This is a genomic window from Streptomyces sp. NPDC050560, from assembly GCF_044457285.1.
Taxonomy (GTDB): Bacteria; Actinomycetota; Actinomycetes; order Streptomycetales; family Streptomycetaceae; genus Streptomyces.
Genome location: NZ_JBITGT010000019.1, coordinates 55,387 through 70,490, shown reverse-complemented (window position 1 = coordinate 70,490; position 15,104 = coordinate 55,387). Strand labels below are relative to the sequence as shown.

Below are 15,104 nucleotides of genomic sequence, written 5' to 3'. Positions count from 1 at the left end.
TCTGGGAAGTGAGGTGAATCGTGGGTGTTTCCATGTCCTCGCCGCCGGTGCGAGGTGGCAGGGGCGGGGTGCCGGGTGCGCGTCGCGGTGGGCCGGAACGGCAGCCGGTGGTCAGCGGTGCCCGGCGGCGCAAGCTGGGGTGGGTGTGGGCGGGGACCGGGGCAGTGGTGGTCTCCGCGCTCGGTTTTGCCTTGGTGGTGCAGGAGGCCGGTGATCGTGAGCGGGTGCTCGTGCTGGCCCACGACGTACCTGCCGGGCACGTGCTGGGGAAGGCCGACGTGCGGGCCGTGGAGGTCGCGGCGGAGTCCGGTGTGGTCCGTGTCGCGGATAAAAGTAAGGCTCTGGGGCGACGCACGCGGGTACCGCTTGTTGCTGGGTCGCTGTTGGCGCCGGGGCAGGTCGGGGCGAGGGGCGAGTTTCCGCCGAAGGGGTTCTCTCAGGTGGCGTTCGCCGTGGAGGCAGGCGCTGCGCCACCGGGGCTCGCTACCGGGGAGCGGGTGGCGGTGCTTCCCGGGCCCTCCAACTCCTCTGCTGAGGACGATGAGGGGGGTCAGGTCTCCGCCGTGACGGGCACCGTGACGTCGGTGCGCGCGGCGGAGTCGGCCGGCGGGCCTCGGGTGGTGACGGTGCTCGTGGAGACCGGGGCTGTGCGTCGGGCGGTGCAGTGGGATCGGCCACGCGTGGTGGCGCTGCCTGCTGCCGGTCGGGAGGCCCCATGAGACGGCTGATTGTTCTCGGGTCGGTTTCCGGCGCTCCGGGGGTGACGACTACGGCTCTTTCGCTGGCGAGGGCTTGGCCGACCAGCGCAGACGGCGGTGTGCGGCCCGTCGTGATCGAGGCAGACAGCTCGGGCGGCGACCTCATGATCCGCTACGGGCTTCCTTCGACACCGTCGCTCCTCGATGTGGCTGCCGCGACGGGGAAGCCACACCCGGGGTCTCTGCTCGGTGCGGCAAGCGAGCTTCCCTGCGGAGTGCGGGCCGTGGCCTCGGTCCCGGGCCGCGGGCCGTGCCGTGAGGCCGTTCGCCTGCTGGCCGCCGAGCCGGGCGCGCGTGTCCTGACGGGGGAGGCCCAGGATCACGGGACGGTCTTGATGGATGTGGGACGTCTGTCGGACGACGTCGAGCCGCTGTTGCAGGCGGCCGAGCGGGTGGTGCTCGTGACGCGGGGCGGTGCGGAAGCCCTGACGCACGTGGCCGCGTACGGCCTCGATACCGAGGCGTACGGCGGGCGCCTCACGCTCGTGGTGGTCGGCCCCTGCCCGTACGCAGCGAACGAGATCGCCCGGAGCTTGTCCGTTGAGCATGTGGTGCTCCTGCCGTGGGATGCCCGTGGGGTGTCCGCGCTGAGCCGGGGCGGGGACTCCGGGCGGCGCATCGCGGCCAGAAGGTCTGCTTCGTTGCCGTCCGCCTCGCTGCAACTGGCCCAGTCGCTGGCCGCACTGCGAGCCGGTGCGGGCCGTTCCCTTCCTCGTCAGGCTGTCGGACTCACGGGGAGGATGTCGTGAGCGAGCAGTTGCGGTCTTCAGGAGGGTTCTCCGAGACCGGCGAGCGTGAGTTGGCGGGCTTGGTGCGGCAGCGCGTCGTGGCCCGTTTGGCGGCGTACGCGGGTGAGCGCGAGGCTGCCGGCCTGGCTCCTGAGGACGACGCCGCGCGGCAGACCACGGTGGAGCGAGTACTGGCCGATGAGCTGAGTGCTCACCGGCGTGTCGCCCTGGGCCAGGGCAGAGCTGTGCTGAGCCCCGCCGTTGAGGGGCGGATCGCCCAGGCCGTCGCGGATGCCTTGCTCGGCACCGGCAGCCTTGAGCGGCTGCTGGCCGATCCGGGTCTTGAGAACATCTGCGTCAACGGCTGTGACGTGGTGTGGGTGAAGGACTCCCGTGGCGTGTGGCGCAGGGAGCGGCCGGTGGCGTCCTCGGACACCGAGCTGGTCGAACTCGTACGCACCGTGGCGGCCCGCGCGGGTGATGAGGAACGCCGCTTCGACCGAGGCATGCCGCGGCTGAATCTTCAGCTCCCGGACGGTTCACGGCTGTTCGCGGTGATGGCGGTGACCGGCCGGGTGTCGCTGACGATCAGGCGTCACCGCTATCCCGCGGCCTCGATGGACGAGCTGGTGCGGCTCGGCGTCTGCGACCGGCATCTGGCCGCCTTTCTGCGGGCGTTGGTGCGGGCGCGGAAGAACATCGTCATCGGGGGTGGCACGAACGTCGGGAAGACGACGGTCCTGCGGGCCTTCGCCCACGAGATCCCGCCCCATGAGCGCCTGGTGACTGTAGAGGACACCTTCGAGCTTGGTCTCGACACCGATGCGGTGGTGCATCCGAACGTCGTGGCCATGCAGGCGCGCGAGCCCAACATCGAGGGCCAAGGCGGCATCGACCAGGCCGAGCTGGTGCGGTGGGGGCTGCGGATGTCCCCGGACCGCGTGATCGTCGGAGAGATCCGGGGTGCCGAGGTCATTCCGATGTGCAACGCGATGAGCCAGGGCAACGACGGTTCGTTGTCCACCATCCACGCGTCCACGTCGCGCGGGGTGTTCACCAAACTCGCCGCGTACGCCGCCCAGTCGCCCGAGCGGCTGTCCCTGGAGGCCACGAACCTGATGGTGGCCTCGGCGGTGCACTTCGTCGTGCACCTCGGCTGGGACGCGTCAGGGCGCCGGGTCGTCGACTCGGTCCGCGAGGTCGTCGATGCCGACGGCGCGCAGGTGGTGTCCAACGAGGTTTACCGCCCCGGCCCGGATGGGAGCGCGGTCGCTGCCGCACCGGTACGGCCCGAGACCCTTCACGATCTGGTCGCGGCGGGCTTGGACGCGCAGCAGACCTGGTCACAGGGATGGGGTGCGGCGTCGTGAACGTGTCACTCGGGACCGCTGTCTTGGGCGTGGCCGTGGTGTGCGGGGCGGTGTTCGGGCTGGGGCTGGTGGCCGCGTGTTTCGGCGCCGTGCGGCACCCTGAGGACGGGGGGAAGCGGCTGGCCCTGTGGCGTTCCGTGGTGGCTCGGCTGCCTCCCGAATGGACCGCCCGGCGGGTGCTGATCGCGGTGACGTCGGGCGCTCTGGTGGGAGGTCTCACAGGCTGGCCCGTGGCCGCGCTGCTGACCGTGCTCGCCGTACTCACCCTGCCCGGCCTGCTGGTCCCCGACCGGCAGGCGGCGCGGCGCACCGACCGTATGCGGGCGTTGGCGACCTGGACGGAGATGCTGCGGGACACCCTGTCCGCCGCGGCGGGACTTGAGCAGACCGTGTTGGCGACCGCGGACATTGCTCCCGCCTCCCTGGCGCCCGAGACACGCCGCCTTGCCGACGCCGTCCGTTCGGGGCGACCGCTGCCCGTCGCCTTGCGGGCCTTCGCCGAGGAAGCGGATGATCCGCTCGCGGATGTGGTGGTCGCCGCCCTGGTGATGGCCGTCGAGCAGCAGGGCAGCCAACTGGCGCCTCTGCTCGGCGAACTCGCGGACTCTGTGCGCGAGCAGGTGGCCGTACGACAGCGGATCGACGCCGGGCGGGCCAGCGTGCGCACCGGGGTACGCGTCACGGTGTCCGTCACCCTGGCCATGGCCCTCGGCCTTCTGGTCTTCAACCGCCCCTACCTTGACCCCTTCAACACGCTGACGGGACAACTTGTCCTCGCCGCCACGGGTCTCCTGTTCACCGCGAGCTTCGCGTACATGAGCGCGATCAGCCGCCTCGACGAGCCCGTCCGCCTCATCGGCCCTCCCGCCGCCGACCTCCTGGCAGAGGGCGAGGCACGGTGATCGTCCTGCTGCTGGGTGCCCTGTTCGGCGCAGGCGCCACCGCTCTCGTTCGTGGCCTGCGGCCACCGCGGCCGGTCCTCGCGGACGTCCTCACCGCCCTTGACGCGGCCGCCGAGCCGGGACCGCCGCCTACATCAGGAACAGCGCCGGAGCCCGAGTGGGCGGCCCGCCTCGGCCGCAGGGCCGTGCCTCTTGTCCGTGCCCTCGGCTTCCCCACCCCCTCGCTCCGTGCGGACCTGGCGGTGTGTGACATCGACGAAGACCACCATCTCGCGGGCAAGGCCGTCTCCGCCGTCGCCGGGCTGTTGAGCCCGTGGTGTGCGCTGCTGCTGGTGCGGCTGAGCACGGATACGCCGACCGGCTGGTGGATGCCGGTGGCCGGCTCACTGGCCCTGGCCGTCCTGCTCTTCTTCGCTCCGGATCTCAGCGTCCGCAAGCAGGCTTCGCGACGCCGCCGCGAAATGCGCCACACCCTCAGCCTGGTCCTGGATCTGGCCGTGATCGCGCTTGCCGGTGGCGCCGGGGTTCACCAGGCCCTGGCGCAGGCCGTCGCCATGCCCCGGGGCTGGGCCGCGTCGAAGCTGCGGCACGCTCTCCACGTCGCGCAGCTCACCCGCACCAGCCCCTGGCCCCACCTGGGAGACCTCGGACAGCAGCTCGCCGTCGCCGATCTGGCCGAACTCGCCTCCACTTTGAGCCTCGCCGGCAGTGAGGGAGCCAAGATCCGCACTTCACTCTCGGCCAAGGCACGGGCGATGAGACGACGTCGGATCTCCGAAGCCGAGGGAGAGGCCCAGGCAGCCACCGAGCAGATGTCCCTGCCCGTCGTCGGACTGTTCGCCGGGTTCCTCCTCCTGATCGGCTACCCGGCTCTCGCGCAAGTCCTCTCAATGAGCTGAACCGGCCCCCTCCGCACTCGAACCGGAAGAGAAGAGCACACCTCCCATGTTCCACACCGCAGCTCTGGTCGACCTGATCCGTTCGCGGCTCGGCGAACTCCGCCGACGGGCCCGTTCCGACGCGGGCTACACCACCGAGACCATCGTCGTCACCGCTCTGCTGTCCCTCCTGGCCATCACCGTGGTCGGCATCATCGTCGCCAAGGTCACCTCCAAGGCCAACAGCGTCGACCTGGGATAGCCCATGACCGCATTCCTTCGCAGGCTGCGCGGGGACCGCGGAGCGGTGAGCACACAGTTGGTGGTCGTCGTCCCCCTGCTCCTCCTGCTCGCCCTCCTGGTGGTGCAGTTCGCCCTGGCGTGGCACGCGCGTCACATCGCCCAGTTCGCCGCCCAGCGGGCACTGGCCAGCGCCCGGGTGGAGAAAGGCTCGGCAGCAGAGGGCCGGACGCAGGGCCTGCGGACCCTCGCCGCGCTGGGGCACACGATCCTGGCCCACCCGTCCGTGCACATCGACCGCGGTGCGGCGCGGGCGACCGCGAGGGTGAGCGGAGAAGTCGAACGCGTGCTGCCCATCCCGGGGCTGACCCTCCACGCCTCCGGCACGGCAGAAGGCCCCGTCGAGAAGACCACCCTCCCGCCTGGAGGCCACTGATGAAACCTCGTGGAGTCCGGAGCTGGGCGTGCGACGACCGGGGCTCGGCCGCGGTGGAACTGGTGCTGGTGACGCCGCTACTGGTGCTCGTCCTCCTGGTGGTGATCGCCTTCGGACTGCTCGCCGACGCACGCCTCGTGGTGGACGACGCCGCGCACCAGGCCGCCCGCGCCGCCTCGCTCGCGCGCACCGGGCAAGAGGCTCGTACCCAGGCCCAGCAAGCGGCGAGCGCCGCTCTGCGCGGCGCCGGAGCGGCATGCACCAGCCCCGATGTCCGCCTGACGGCCGGCGATCTGACCCCCGGGTCGACGGTGGCGGCCACCGTGACCTGCACCGCCGACCTCAGCCATCTCACCCGCACCGGCCTGCCAGGACATGCGCCGTTGGCGGCAACCGCGTACTCCGTCGTCGACACCTACCGGAGTTCGCCGTGAAGCGACATACGCGGGCGCGTATCCGCCCGATGCTCCGCGACGATCGCGGCCAGGTCACCGCGTTCGTCGTCGGAGTCTTCCTCGCCGTGTGGCTGTTCGCGGGCATCGTCGTGGACGGAGGACTCGCACTCGCTGGCAAGATCGCCGCCCAGGATGCCGCGCAAGAAGCGGCCCGCGCCGGAGCCCAGCAACTCGACCTCGCCCGGCTGCGCCACGGAGCCGATGTACGCCTCGTGCACGGCCCGGCCCTCAGCGCGGCGCGCGCCCACATCACGAGCACCGGAGACACCGGCAGCGCCACCGTCACGGGCGATGTCGTCACGGCACGGGTCACCCACCACCAGCGCACCCAGATCCTCGGCCTGATCGGCCTTGACACCCTCACCGTCCACGCGACGGGCCGAGCCCACGCCGAGCGAGTCGGCCCACACCACTAACCCTCGTTGGAGAGCCAGGAGTGCGGTCCCACCTGCATCGACGCGTCAGTGCGGCCTTGACGGCAACCGGCACCACGGCCGTCACGCTCGCCCTGGTCGCCGGGATGCCCTACGTCCTGTGGCGATCCAGCCGCCTTCCCTGGCCCACACAGGTCCCGTCCTGGAGCGAGTTCGGCGCACGGCTGCTGCAACCGGTCAGCGACCCCCTGATGCTGGACCTCCTGGCGATCGTGGGCTGGGCATGCTGGGCCGCTTTCATGGGCACCCTGCTCCGGGAAATCTGCTGGTACGCGGCCCACCTCCCCGACCTCGTACGAAGCCACCTTGTGCACCAGGAGCACCTGACCGCACTGTCGGCAAGGAGATCGCTCGCGGCACTGTGCGTCGGCACCCTCCTCGTGGCCCTGATCAGCATGTGGCGCCCCTATGCGGCGGATGCCGCCGAGCCCTCCGCTCTCGGCACGGCGCCCCTCCCTGTCGTAGCAACTGCTCCCGCAGTCCCCGGCGCCGTTGGCAAAGGGGCTGTCGGCACCGCAGCCCGAGCATCGACGCAGCAGGGCGAAGGCCACGGCGCGGAACGCCTCGCGCACGCACCGCGCCGGTACGTCGAGCACACAGTCGCCGCGGGGGACACCCTGTGGGACCTCGCGCACCGCCATCTCGGCGATCCGTTCAAGTGGCCCCGGATCTACGCCCTGAACAAGGATCGTCAGCAGCCCGACGGAGGCCGACTCCACGACCCCGACTTGCTCGGCGAAGGGTGGAAGCTCACCATTCCGATCGCGAACCCCGTCAACTCACCGCTGCCCCCACCTCACGGTGGGGACACCCGCCCGCCCCGGCCCCCCTTCACCTCACCACACATCGCTCCCAAGGAGACGCCTCCGAACCAAACCGGCGGCGGGCCTCGGCATGCACAGCCCCATCACCAGGCCCGGGAACGCTTCACGGAGCGAGCCTCGGACGACGGTGGGAAGGGCAGCCATGCCTCGGACGTCGGCACCGTGGGGCTCGGGGAGGCGGGGCTGATCGGCATCACCGCGGCGGCAGGGCTCCTCGCCGCCCGTCGTTACTGGAACTGGCACCGTGACCACCGCCGCGGCCTCAACGAGCAGGCAGAGACCGACCCTCCGCCGCTGAGCCCTCTCGTACACAGGGCCATGGAAGCGGCCCACGCGGCCACGCGACCCCGTACTGCGGAGGACGAGGAAGACGAGATCGTCCGCCCCGTCTCCCCCCAGCGGCCTCGAAGCGGGCCGACGGTGCTCATCGGGTCCCGGGGTGGGGTGGAGGTCTCTCTCGACGAACTCGCCGTGCCGGGCGGGTGCAGATGGACGGGCCCCGGTGCGGAAGCTGCCGCGCGCGCGTTGCTCGTGGGCGTTCTCACGGCAGCCGAACGGCAGCGCCCTGGTACAGCACGGGTTCAGGCGGTAGTTCCGAGAGCACTCGCGGAGCGGCTGGTGCCTGGGCTGCCCGCCCGGTTCAGCGCTCTCACCCATGTCGCCGACATCGACGACGCCATCCGGGCCGTGGAGCAGCACCTGCTTGCCCACGCTCGCGCCCAGGACGCGACCGGTCCTGCTCCGGCTTTCCCCCTCCAGGCACAGGACGCCGGCCCCGGCACCTTGCTCCTCCTCGTTTGCCCCGGCGCCGCCCACGTCGGCCAGGTGCAAGCTCTGGCCGCCCGCAGCCATCCGAGGAGGCTGATCGTCCTCGCCCTGGACGTGCAGTTGCCCGACGCGCAGCACTGGCACATCGCGGAGGACGGCACCACACCGCAGCGAGGCGATCACGACCGGGACCTCGCGCCGCTCAATCTCTTCCGCCTCAAGGCGGAGGCGGTACACGACATCAGCGAGTTCCTGCTCACCGCGCACGGGGAACGCCTCGCCATCGAGTCGCCTCCACCCCCGCCCGCGCCCGTCGCCGAGCAGCCGCAGGAGGCACCCGCCTCGGGCGCGGCACAGGCCAACGTGCCCCCGGCGCCGGCCGATTTCTCCCGCCCGAGGCAGGAAAAGCCCATCCGGCTCCACGTCCTCGGGCCGATCACTCTGTACGCCCGAGGCACACCAGACCCGATTGGCACCAACCTCCGCGGCGAAGCACGCGAATTCCTGGCCCTTCTGGCCGCCCACCCCAAGGGGCTCTTGGCCTCCGACATCATCGACAAGCTCCACCTCGCACCGGACGGCGCACAGACCGCGCTGAAGAACCTGCGCCGAGCTGTACGCCGCGCCCTGCGCGCCGCAACGGGCATCACCTCGCAGGAATTTGTCCTGCTACGAGGTGAACTCCACTGCCTGCACCCGGGACTGGTGGAAACCGATCTGCTCGACTTCACGGAAAGCCTCAAGTGCGCTTCCTCGGATGAAGACCTGGACTCGTCGATCAGTGCTGCCCACTCCGCCATGGCGCACTATGCGGGCCCGTTCGCTCAGGGAGGTGATTACTTCTGGGCAGACGCAGTACGCGAGAACTTCGCCGCCGAGGCGATCGACACAGTGCTACGACTGGCACGCAGAATCGAAAAAGATTCCCTCTCAACAAGAGAAGCTGATCAAGTATTGAAGATGCTGGAGCATCTGGGAAACGTTCATCCGGACCGGGAACGACTAGCTCAACACGCCATTCGGCTCTACCAGGCTTCCGGTCGTCACGACGCGGCCTCACACACTTATTCGCGACTCAAGAGAAGTCTGAGTGAACTCGGCTTGGAGCCAGATATCGCGACTCAGGCACTCGTCGGGGCAGGTAAGAGATAGCTGTGATGACTAAGAAACGACGAGGGGCATCTCGCCCGTCGCATTCGTTTCCGTATCCCATGCCATATCGTAGGCCGTATTTGGATGCGACCCCTTCTTCCAGAAGAATGCGCAGGTAGTGGCCTGTACGAGCCACGGGCCTCCGAGGCCGACTGTGTATCGGTGCAGCAGTGCATCCCGATCTACAGACACTTCACCGCCGGCCCCGGCGGCCAGGCTGCTTGTCGGTAACACTCTTCTCAGCCCGTCGGCGACCGTCCCCTTTTGCGCTCTGCACTCTCATAGATTCTGCACTGCTTTCGCACCCATTCCCTCAGGAATCCAGTGGCTGGGCTGAAGATTCCCGAACCACCTCGACGGCGCATTCGCGCACAAAGTCGAGTCGTCACCCTGCGCCAGGTCTGCCTCCCTCTGAAACGGTCGCGCGCGGCGCCTTTGACGACGCCTTGCGTCGCGCCCCAAGTATGTCGCTTTGATTCGCGTCGCCAATTCGCGATAACTCCAGCAATTCAGAGCCGGAATTTCGCCCTTCTTGCCCTGCGGGTCGAGCTACATTGGAATTGTTCCCGAAAGGCGGGGAAGTGAATAACCGCCGAAGGGCCTCCTCCTGAACTTGAACGTGGGTGGAGTGTGCCTTGAAACGGGTTCATCGAATTCCGTACGCCCGACCGTTGGTCGGCGAGGAAAGGACTTCCGCTGTGGCCGGATCAACCACCCGCTTCGCCTCTCGGCAACCCGCACACACGCCAAGCACATCAACGCCCTTGCCGCCGCCTCCGATTGTGGGCAGGAAGGCGCGTCCGGGAGAGCTTCGGGAGCGGGTCGCGAACCTCCTGGCAACCCGTGCGCCAAGTGCGTTCACCGTCACGGAGATCGCCAACCTGCTGGGGCACTCGGGCGGTGCGGTCGGCAACGCGTGCGAGAGGCTGACGCGGAGCGGGGAAGCCGAGCTGGTCAACAGCAAGCCGCGTACCTATCGCGCGACCTCGAAGACACCGGCCGGACAGGGCAACGTCCCACCGCCCCCCAAGGCACCGGCGCCCCGGAAGACTGCGCCGCCCTTGCCGAAGGCGGGGGGTCGGCCCTTGCCGATCACACGTCCGAATGGGCAGACGTACCACCCCAGGGCCCTGGCTCAACTCCCCGACGTGGAGGCCCTGCGCAAGCTGCGCGAGGCTGGGGTGGCGGTGTTGCTGTACGGGCCGCCCGGGACGGGCAAGACCTCGTTGATCGAGGCGGCCTTCCCAGACCTGATCACGGTCGCCGGTGACGGGGACACCACGGTCGGCGACCTGGTCGGCGAGTACACCCAGAACGCGGGCGGCGGCTTCGAGTTCGTCTACGGCCCCCTCGTCACCGCCATGCAGGAGGGGCGCGCCCTCCTTCTCGACGACGCCACGCTCATCTCCCCGAAGGTTCTGGCGGCCCTGTATCCGGCCATGGACGGACGTAGGCAGATCCAGGTGAAGGCCCACAAGGGCGAGGTGATCACGGCGGCCGATGGCTTCTACGTCATCGCCGGACACAACCCCGGGGTTCACGGCGCCGTACTGACCGAGGCCCTCGCTTCACGGTTCTCGGTGCAGATCCAGGTCGGTTCCGACTACGACCTCGCCGCCTCGCTGAAGATCCACCGGTCGGCGGTGCGGGTCGCTCGCGCCCTCGCCGCCAAACAGGAGGCGGGTGAGGTGGGGTGGGCGCCGCAGCTTCGGGAGCTGATCGCCTTCCAGAAGGTCGTGGATGTGCTCGGCACCAGAGCGGCCTTCGCCAACCTGATCGGCATCGCGCCCCTGGAAGACCGGGACATCGTCGCCGACACCGTCAGGCAGGCCACCGGCCGCTCGGTCCCCGCCCTCGCCTTGGGCCGCCAACTCTGACGCCCGGCGGGCCGGGGCACACCCCGGCCCGCCCGTGATCCGCCCGAACAGCAACGGAAAGAGACTGCCTTCGCCATGCCCACGCTCATCAAACCCCACGTCCAGCACGCCGCCCCACGACTCACGGACACCGAACGCGACATCATGCGCTGGGAGGACGACGGCGGCCCCGTATTCACCCCCCGGCCCCGCACCTGGACAGAACATTGGCGCCGCATCGCCTCCGCGCTGACCGAGCGCCTTCCCGAACTGGCCGACCGGGCGGACATTCAGGTCGCCTGCGAGGACGGCACCCGCTCCGGCGCTCCGGCGACCTTCTACCCCGGCCCACCCCTGCTGGAGATCGACACCGCGCTCTTCGGGCCGTTGCGTCCGGCCTCCATCGACCCGTCCCGGCGAGGCGACGAGAAACGCTACCCAGTGGCATGGGGCGCGTTCGTGCACGAGGCAGCACACGCAGCCCATAGCAGGTGGGGCGTACCAGCTCCCCTCCTGGGCACCGCGCTGGACGCGGTAGCTCAGTTGCTTGAGGAGTCCAGGGCCGAGAAGGCGCATCTCCAGCGCCGTCCCGCCGACCGCACCTTCCTGCGAAGGGCCGCACGCACGCTAGTCCTCGACGGCTTCGATACTTCGGAACCGACCGACAGATGGCAGGCTGCGAACGCAGCGGCACTGATCCTTGCGCGCCGGGACGCCGGGGTGTTCGACGCGAATGAAACCGAGCCGGTGGAAAGGGCTCTTGGCGGCGCCCTCGGCACGGACGTCGTCGACGCCCTCCGCGACATCTGGACGGCCGCTCACGCCACCGGGGACGAAGACGGCCCTAGCATGCTGAAACACGCTCAGGCATGGTGCGATGTCCTCGGCGTCGGCGCCGCAGGCGCCGAACCGCGCCTCGAAGCGAGGCTCGGGGCAGGCGAGTTGGCGGCGCTCATCAAGGCCCTCGATGCCGCAGTCGTGGTGAACGACGCGGTCGAAGCTATGCGTCAAGCCCGTGCGGAGGCCGATCGGGCGGCACGGGAAGATGCCCGGCTGTCCCAAGCCGAGCGTGCCCGGCGGGCGAAGAAGACAGCACGTTCGGTCTTCGCGCCCGGTGCGGGTCCCTACTCCCCGAGCGTGTCTGAAGACGGACCAGCCGCCACCCCGGTGACCGGTATGCGAATGCCGAGTGCGGCAGAGAAGACGGCGGCAGGAAGGTTGGCCCGAGCGCTTCGCTCAGCGGCATACCGGGAACGGCCGGCCAGCATCACGGCATCAGTGGCTCCACCCGGACGGCTGAACATGCGCCAGGCACTCGCCCGGGAAGCCCAGAAGGCGGCGGGGGCCACCCCCACCGCGACGCCATGGACGCGCACGGTGTACCGCCCGAGTCCTACGCCTCCTCTGCGGGTCGGCATCGCAGTTGACGTCTCCGCATCCATGCGTGCGGCGACAGACCCGATCGCCTCCGCCGCCTGGATCGTCGCCCGAGCGGCCATGCTCACCGATCCAGAATCCCGGACCGCGACCGTCACCTTCTGCGATTCGGTAACCGCGATCACTGCCCCGGGACGCACGCCCCAACGCGTCACTGAATTCGACGCGCAGGGAGGGGGCCACCGTCTCGACGTGGCCATCGATGCCCTGAACGTGGGCCTCGACCTCACCCGCCCCGGCGCCGGGCGCCTCCTCGTCATCGCCTCCGATGGCTACTTCCGTACCGCCGAGGCCGCCCCGGCCGCCACACGCGTAACCGCATTGCGTCAGGCGGGATGCGCGGTGCTCTGGCTCGCCTTCGACCCCGACCCTTGGCCCCTGCCCGGGGTCACCTTGATCGAACTGAGCAACCCCGCCGAAGCGGTGGCCGCCATTGGCGCGGCAGCGGTCAAGGCCATCGCCGAGAGCACCACCTGACTCCGCGCGAGGCGCCCAGGCGCCCTCCCACCAGCGGAAGGGCGCCCGATCCGAAGCGCTACAGCGCGAGCCCCGAGTCCAACCCCCTCGTTTCCAAGACAGGGCCGGAACACCTCCGACTCTTAACGAAAGGCCCATCACATGCACGGCACCAACCACCAAGAGCCCCTTCTCGCGGCACACCTGGTCCTCGCCTCGGCTCACCTGGCCCTACTTGATGCAAAGGAGGCGCACGACGTGCCGCTTCGTACTCTTCTGGGCCGTGCGGCCGGACTTTTGCCAACCTGCGGCGGCGGGTCGGCCGCGGCCACGTTGCGCGTTCAGGACGAAGCCGAACGGTGTCTCGTGTCCTGTGCGCCGTTGCCGCGACCGACAGCCGCCGTTTCCTTGGCACACGGTTTGCAGCAACTCGATCTCCTGCCCCGCACCCAGCGAATCGAACTGCTGGCGACGGCTGCCCGACGGGCGGCCCAGGACGCCCGCAGGCCGGACAGCCAAGCAGTCGTCCCGTTGCACCAAGCGGTCCGCTTTCGAGCGCAAGCTTCCTGCCCGTGTGCGTGCAATTCCGGCGGGTTCTGCGGTGGGTACGGCCATGCCGGGTGCGGGCGGCGCTGACCGGCCCCACAGACGGCACAGAACCGTACACAGGCCGCCGCGAAGTCATCCCGCGTAGATTGCCTGGCACGGCGTTGAGCCCCGCACATACGCCTGTGCGGGGCTCAACGCCTTTTCTATGGAATGGGCGGGGCGGTGGCGACCCGAGGACCGCCACCGCCCCGTCGTCGAACGGTTTTTACTTCTCGCCGTCCCCGGATGCGCTCAGACGATACGTCCGCGGAGCGTCGCTCACCTGCTCAGCGAGGCCCTGCTTGACCAGGGTCACCAGAGCGTTGGCGATGGCACCGGACGACCTCTCGATCACCCTGCTGATCTTCGTGGCGGTGAACGCCTCACCCGGGTGCGCGCGAAGATGCCCGATGACGAGTTCACGCAGCGCCCCCGGAGCGAGTCGCCCCACCCCACCGGTCGGCCGCTCGCCCGAGGCACCCGCCGCCTGAGCGGCAGGTGCCGGTTCCGCAGCGACGCTGTCCCGTGCTCCCGCTTCCGCCTGCGCCGTGCCCGCGGGGGAGTTAGCCGTGGAGACGGGCTGGATGTCCACGGAACGGGGCCTCGGTACTTCGGCTTCGGGCAGACGAGCGAGGCGTTCATCGGAAGTGGTGTGCCCGTCGGGGGCCGCCGTGGTCTCACCTCCGTCGTCGGTGGTGTTCTGACTAGCGCTCGTTGCGGTCCTGGGGTCCGCTTGAGCATCAGCCGGAGCCTCGGTCGCGTCGGCCCCAGCCTCGCCGGGCACAGCGCGCCAGCGGTTGGACAAGCGGCGCCCGCCGTCCCGACGGCCGGGCGTGTGCACGGCGAGCCCGCGCGCTTCCAACTGGCTCAGTGCCTTCCTCACGCTGGAAGCGGTCACCCCCGCGATGGGAGCCAGCTCGGCGACGGTGAGGGCGTCGGTTGCCTTGGTGAGTTCGGTGTGGATCACGGCGAGTGTGCCGGTGAGTTCGGACGTCGGCTCGTTCGAAGGGGGCATGTCGACCTGCGACGTGTTCTCGGGAGTGGTCTTGGACATGGGGAACCTCGCTGTCTCCGGTGCTCGGCTGTTGAGGTCCCCGGCCGGGGTGCGGGCACGATGTGCCGCGGGGCCACGGGGCGCGTGCGCATCGCGATATATCCCGTGGTGAGGCCGTACCTGCGGGGAGGCACACGGATCGCCCGTGGTCCGATCCTGCGGTGGCCGGCCGCGACCCATCGACGCTCGCCTCGATCCGAAAGTCAAGCCGAAGCCAATTGCACTGGTCAGGCTCCACACATCGGCGGGATTGCGTAACGCACATGCCCCTTCCCGATGGCTCAAAGGGAGACACCCCCGATGTAACGCTGTCGCCCTTCCCTTTCAGCAAGCGACACCTATGATGGCCACAAGTGCTATTGCTCCCTGCCGCCTCTGCGGTCAATCAGACCCGGCGCAGCACCGGAATCTGGCAAAATCAAGGCATGCTCATTGCGCCCAGACCTGGTGCTGATCGCCGAAACATCCGCCAAGCGTTGAGGGCAGCCCATGTCTCAGCTGGCAACGAGCAGAGTGCCAACGCCGGAAGTGCAGTCGGTCGACTCCTGCACTACCCGGAGCGGGCCACCGACACAGCCAGGGCGCTCAGCTCTCACGACAGCGATAAAGACGTCGACCAGCTCGTCTTGACCCACCGCTACCACGCGCTCTTGGCGGGTCGCGGAACCCTTGCAGGGACCGCGCAAGAGTGCCTCGTCAACGGTCTGGTTAACCTCGAATTGACGGAAAGCATCGATGCTCTCGAACGAGCCGAAAAATGATCTCAGT

General features: G+C 69.5%; 14 protein-coding genes. 13 read left to right on the top strand and 1 reads right to left on the bottom strand.

Going from position 1 to position 15,104, the window contains the following annotated elements; genetic code table 11:
• Positions 1 to 164 precede the first annotated feature (164 nt).
• The 12 genes from ACIBIW_RS32620 (at position 165) to ACIBIW_RS32565 (ending at position 12,715) form a co-directional block, all read left to right on the top strand.
• The gene (locus ACIBIW_RS32620; RefSeq protein WP_399341461.1) at positions 165 to 719 is read left to right on the top strand and encodes an SAF domain-containing protein; all 555 of its coding nucleotides are present in this window, start codon (positions 165 to 167) and stop codon (positions 717 to 719) included.
• A gap of 110 nt (positions 720 to 829) precedes the next feature.
• Positions 830 to 1,507, top strand: a complete 678-nt coding sequence (locus ACIBIW_RS32615; RefSeq protein WP_399341460.1) for a MinD/ParA family protein — start codon at positions 830 to 832, stop codon at positions 1,505 to 1,507.
• Positions 1,504 to 2,856, top strand: a complete 1,353-nt coding sequence (locus tag ACIBIW_RS32610; RefSeq protein ID WP_399341458.1) for a CpaF family protein — start codon at positions 1,504 to 1,506, stop codon at positions 2,854 to 2,856. Before ACIBIW_RS32615 ends, ACIBIW_RS32610 begins: the two co-directional genes overlap by 4 nt.
• Positions 2,857 to 2,996: 140 nt before the next feature.
• The gene (locus ACIBIW_RS32605) at positions 2,997 to 3,758 is read left to right on the top strand and encodes a type II secretion system F family protein (RefSeq protein ID WP_399341456.1); all 762 of its coding nucleotides are present in this window, start codon (positions 2,997 to 2,999) and stop codon (positions 3,756 to 3,758) included.
• The gene (locus ACIBIW_RS32600; protein ID WP_399341455.1) at positions 3,755 to 4,657 is read left to right on the top strand and encodes a type II secretion system F family protein; all 903 of its coding nucleotides are present in this window, start codon (positions 3,755 to 3,757) and stop codon (positions 4,655 to 4,657) included. Before ACIBIW_RS32605 ends, ACIBIW_RS32600 begins: the two co-directional genes overlap by 4 nt.
• Positions 4,658 to 4,703: 46 nt before the next feature.
• Complete coding sequence (locus ACIBIW_RS32595) at positions 4,704 to 4,898, top strand: hypothetical protein (protein WP_399341453.1); 195 nt, start codon at positions 4,704 to 4,706, stop codon at positions 4,896 to 4,898.
• Between the two features lie 3 nt (positions 4,899 to 4,901).
• On the top strand, positions 4,902 to 5,312 hold the full coding sequence (locus tag ACIBIW_RS32590; protein WP_399341451.1) for a TadE/TadG family type IV pilus assembly protein: 411 nt from the start codon (positions 4,902 to 4,904) through the stop codon (positions 5,310 to 5,312).
• A complete protein-coding gene (locus ACIBIW_RS32585; RefSeq protein WP_399341449.1) occupies positions 5,312 to 5,746 on the top strand; it encodes a TadE/TadG family type IV pilus assembly protein in 435 nt (144 codons plus the stop codon). The genes ACIBIW_RS32590 and ACIBIW_RS32585 overlap by 1 nt, the downstream gene beginning before the upstream one ends.
• Positions 5,747 to 5,775: 29 nt before the next feature.
• On the top strand, positions 5,776 to 6,183 hold the full coding sequence (locus ACIBIW_RS32580) for a pilus assembly protein TadG-related protein (RefSeq protein ID WP_399341447.1): 408 nt from the start codon (positions 5,776 to 5,778) through the stop codon (positions 6,181 to 6,183).
• A 56-nt stretch (positions 6,184 to 6,239) separates the two neighbouring features.
• Positions 6,240 to 8,945: a BTAD domain-containing putative transcriptional regulator gene (locus ACIBIW_RS32575; protein WP_399341445.1), complete on the top strand. Its 2,706-nt coding sequence runs from the start codon at positions 6,240 to 6,242 to the stop codon at positions 8,943 to 8,945.
• A gap of 782 nt (positions 8,946 to 9,727) precedes the next feature.
• Complete coding sequence (locus ACIBIW_RS32570) at positions 9,728 to 10,822, top strand: AAA family ATPase (protein WP_399341604.1); 1,095 nt, start codon at positions 9,728 to 9,730, stop codon at positions 10,820 to 10,822.
• A gap of 75 nt (positions 10,823 to 10,897) precedes the next feature.
• Positions 10,898 to 12,715 carry a VWA domain-containing protein gene (locus ACIBIW_RS32565; RefSeq protein WP_399341443.1) on the top strand — a complete coding sequence of 606 codons (1,818 nt, stop codon included), beginning with the start codon at positions 10,898 to 10,900 and terminating at the stop codon, positions 12,713 to 12,715.
• Between the two features lie 793 nt (positions 12,716 to 13,508).
• Here ACIBIW_RS32565 and ACIBIW_RS32560 read toward each other — a convergent pair.
• Entirely contained in the window at positions 13,509 to 14,336 is an 828-nt protein-coding gene (locus ACIBIW_RS32560; protein WP_399341441.1) for a hypothetical protein, read from the bottom strand.
• A 425-nt stretch (positions 14,337 to 14,761) separates the two neighbouring features.
• Here ACIBIW_RS32560 and ACIBIW_RS32555 point away from each other — a divergent pair, with 425 nt between their 5' ends.
• Positions 14,762 to 15,097, top strand: coding sequence for a hypothetical protein (locus ACIBIW_RS32555; RefSeq protein ID WP_399341439.1), 336 nt, complete (start codon positions 14,762 to 14,764; stop codon positions 15,095 to 15,097).
• The last annotated feature ends 7 nt before the right edge of the window (positions 15,098 to 15,104 follow it).

Coding starts and splice junctions, on each gene's coding strand:
- ACIBIW_RS32595 (WP_399341453.1), top strand. CDS start 4,704: ATGTTCCACACCGCAGCTCTGGTCGACCTGATCCGTTCGCGGCTCGGC.
- ACIBIW_RS32590 (WP_399341451.1), top strand. CDS start 4,902: ATGACCGCATTCCTTCGCAGGCTGCGCGGGGACCGCGGAGCGGTGAGC.
- ACIBIW_RS32560 (WP_399341441.1), bottom strand. CDS start 14,336: ATGTCCAAGACCACTCCCGAGAACACGTCGCAGGTCGACATGCCCCCT.
- ACIBIW_RS32565 (WP_399341443.1), top strand. CDS start 10,898: ATGCCCACGCTCATCAAACCCCACGTCCAGCACGCCGCCCCACGACTC.
- ACIBIW_RS32555 (WP_399341439.1), top strand. CDS start 14,762: ATGCTCATTGCGCCCAGACCTGGTGCTGATCGCCGAAACATCCGCCAA.
- ACIBIW_RS32585 (WP_399341449.1), top strand. CDS start 5,312: ATGAAACCTCGTGGAGTCCGGAGCTGGGCGTGCGACGACCGGGGCTCG.
- ACIBIW_RS32580 (WP_399341447.1), top strand. CDS start 5,776: ATGCTCCGCGACGATCGCGGCCAGGTCACCGCGTTCGTCGTCGGAGTC.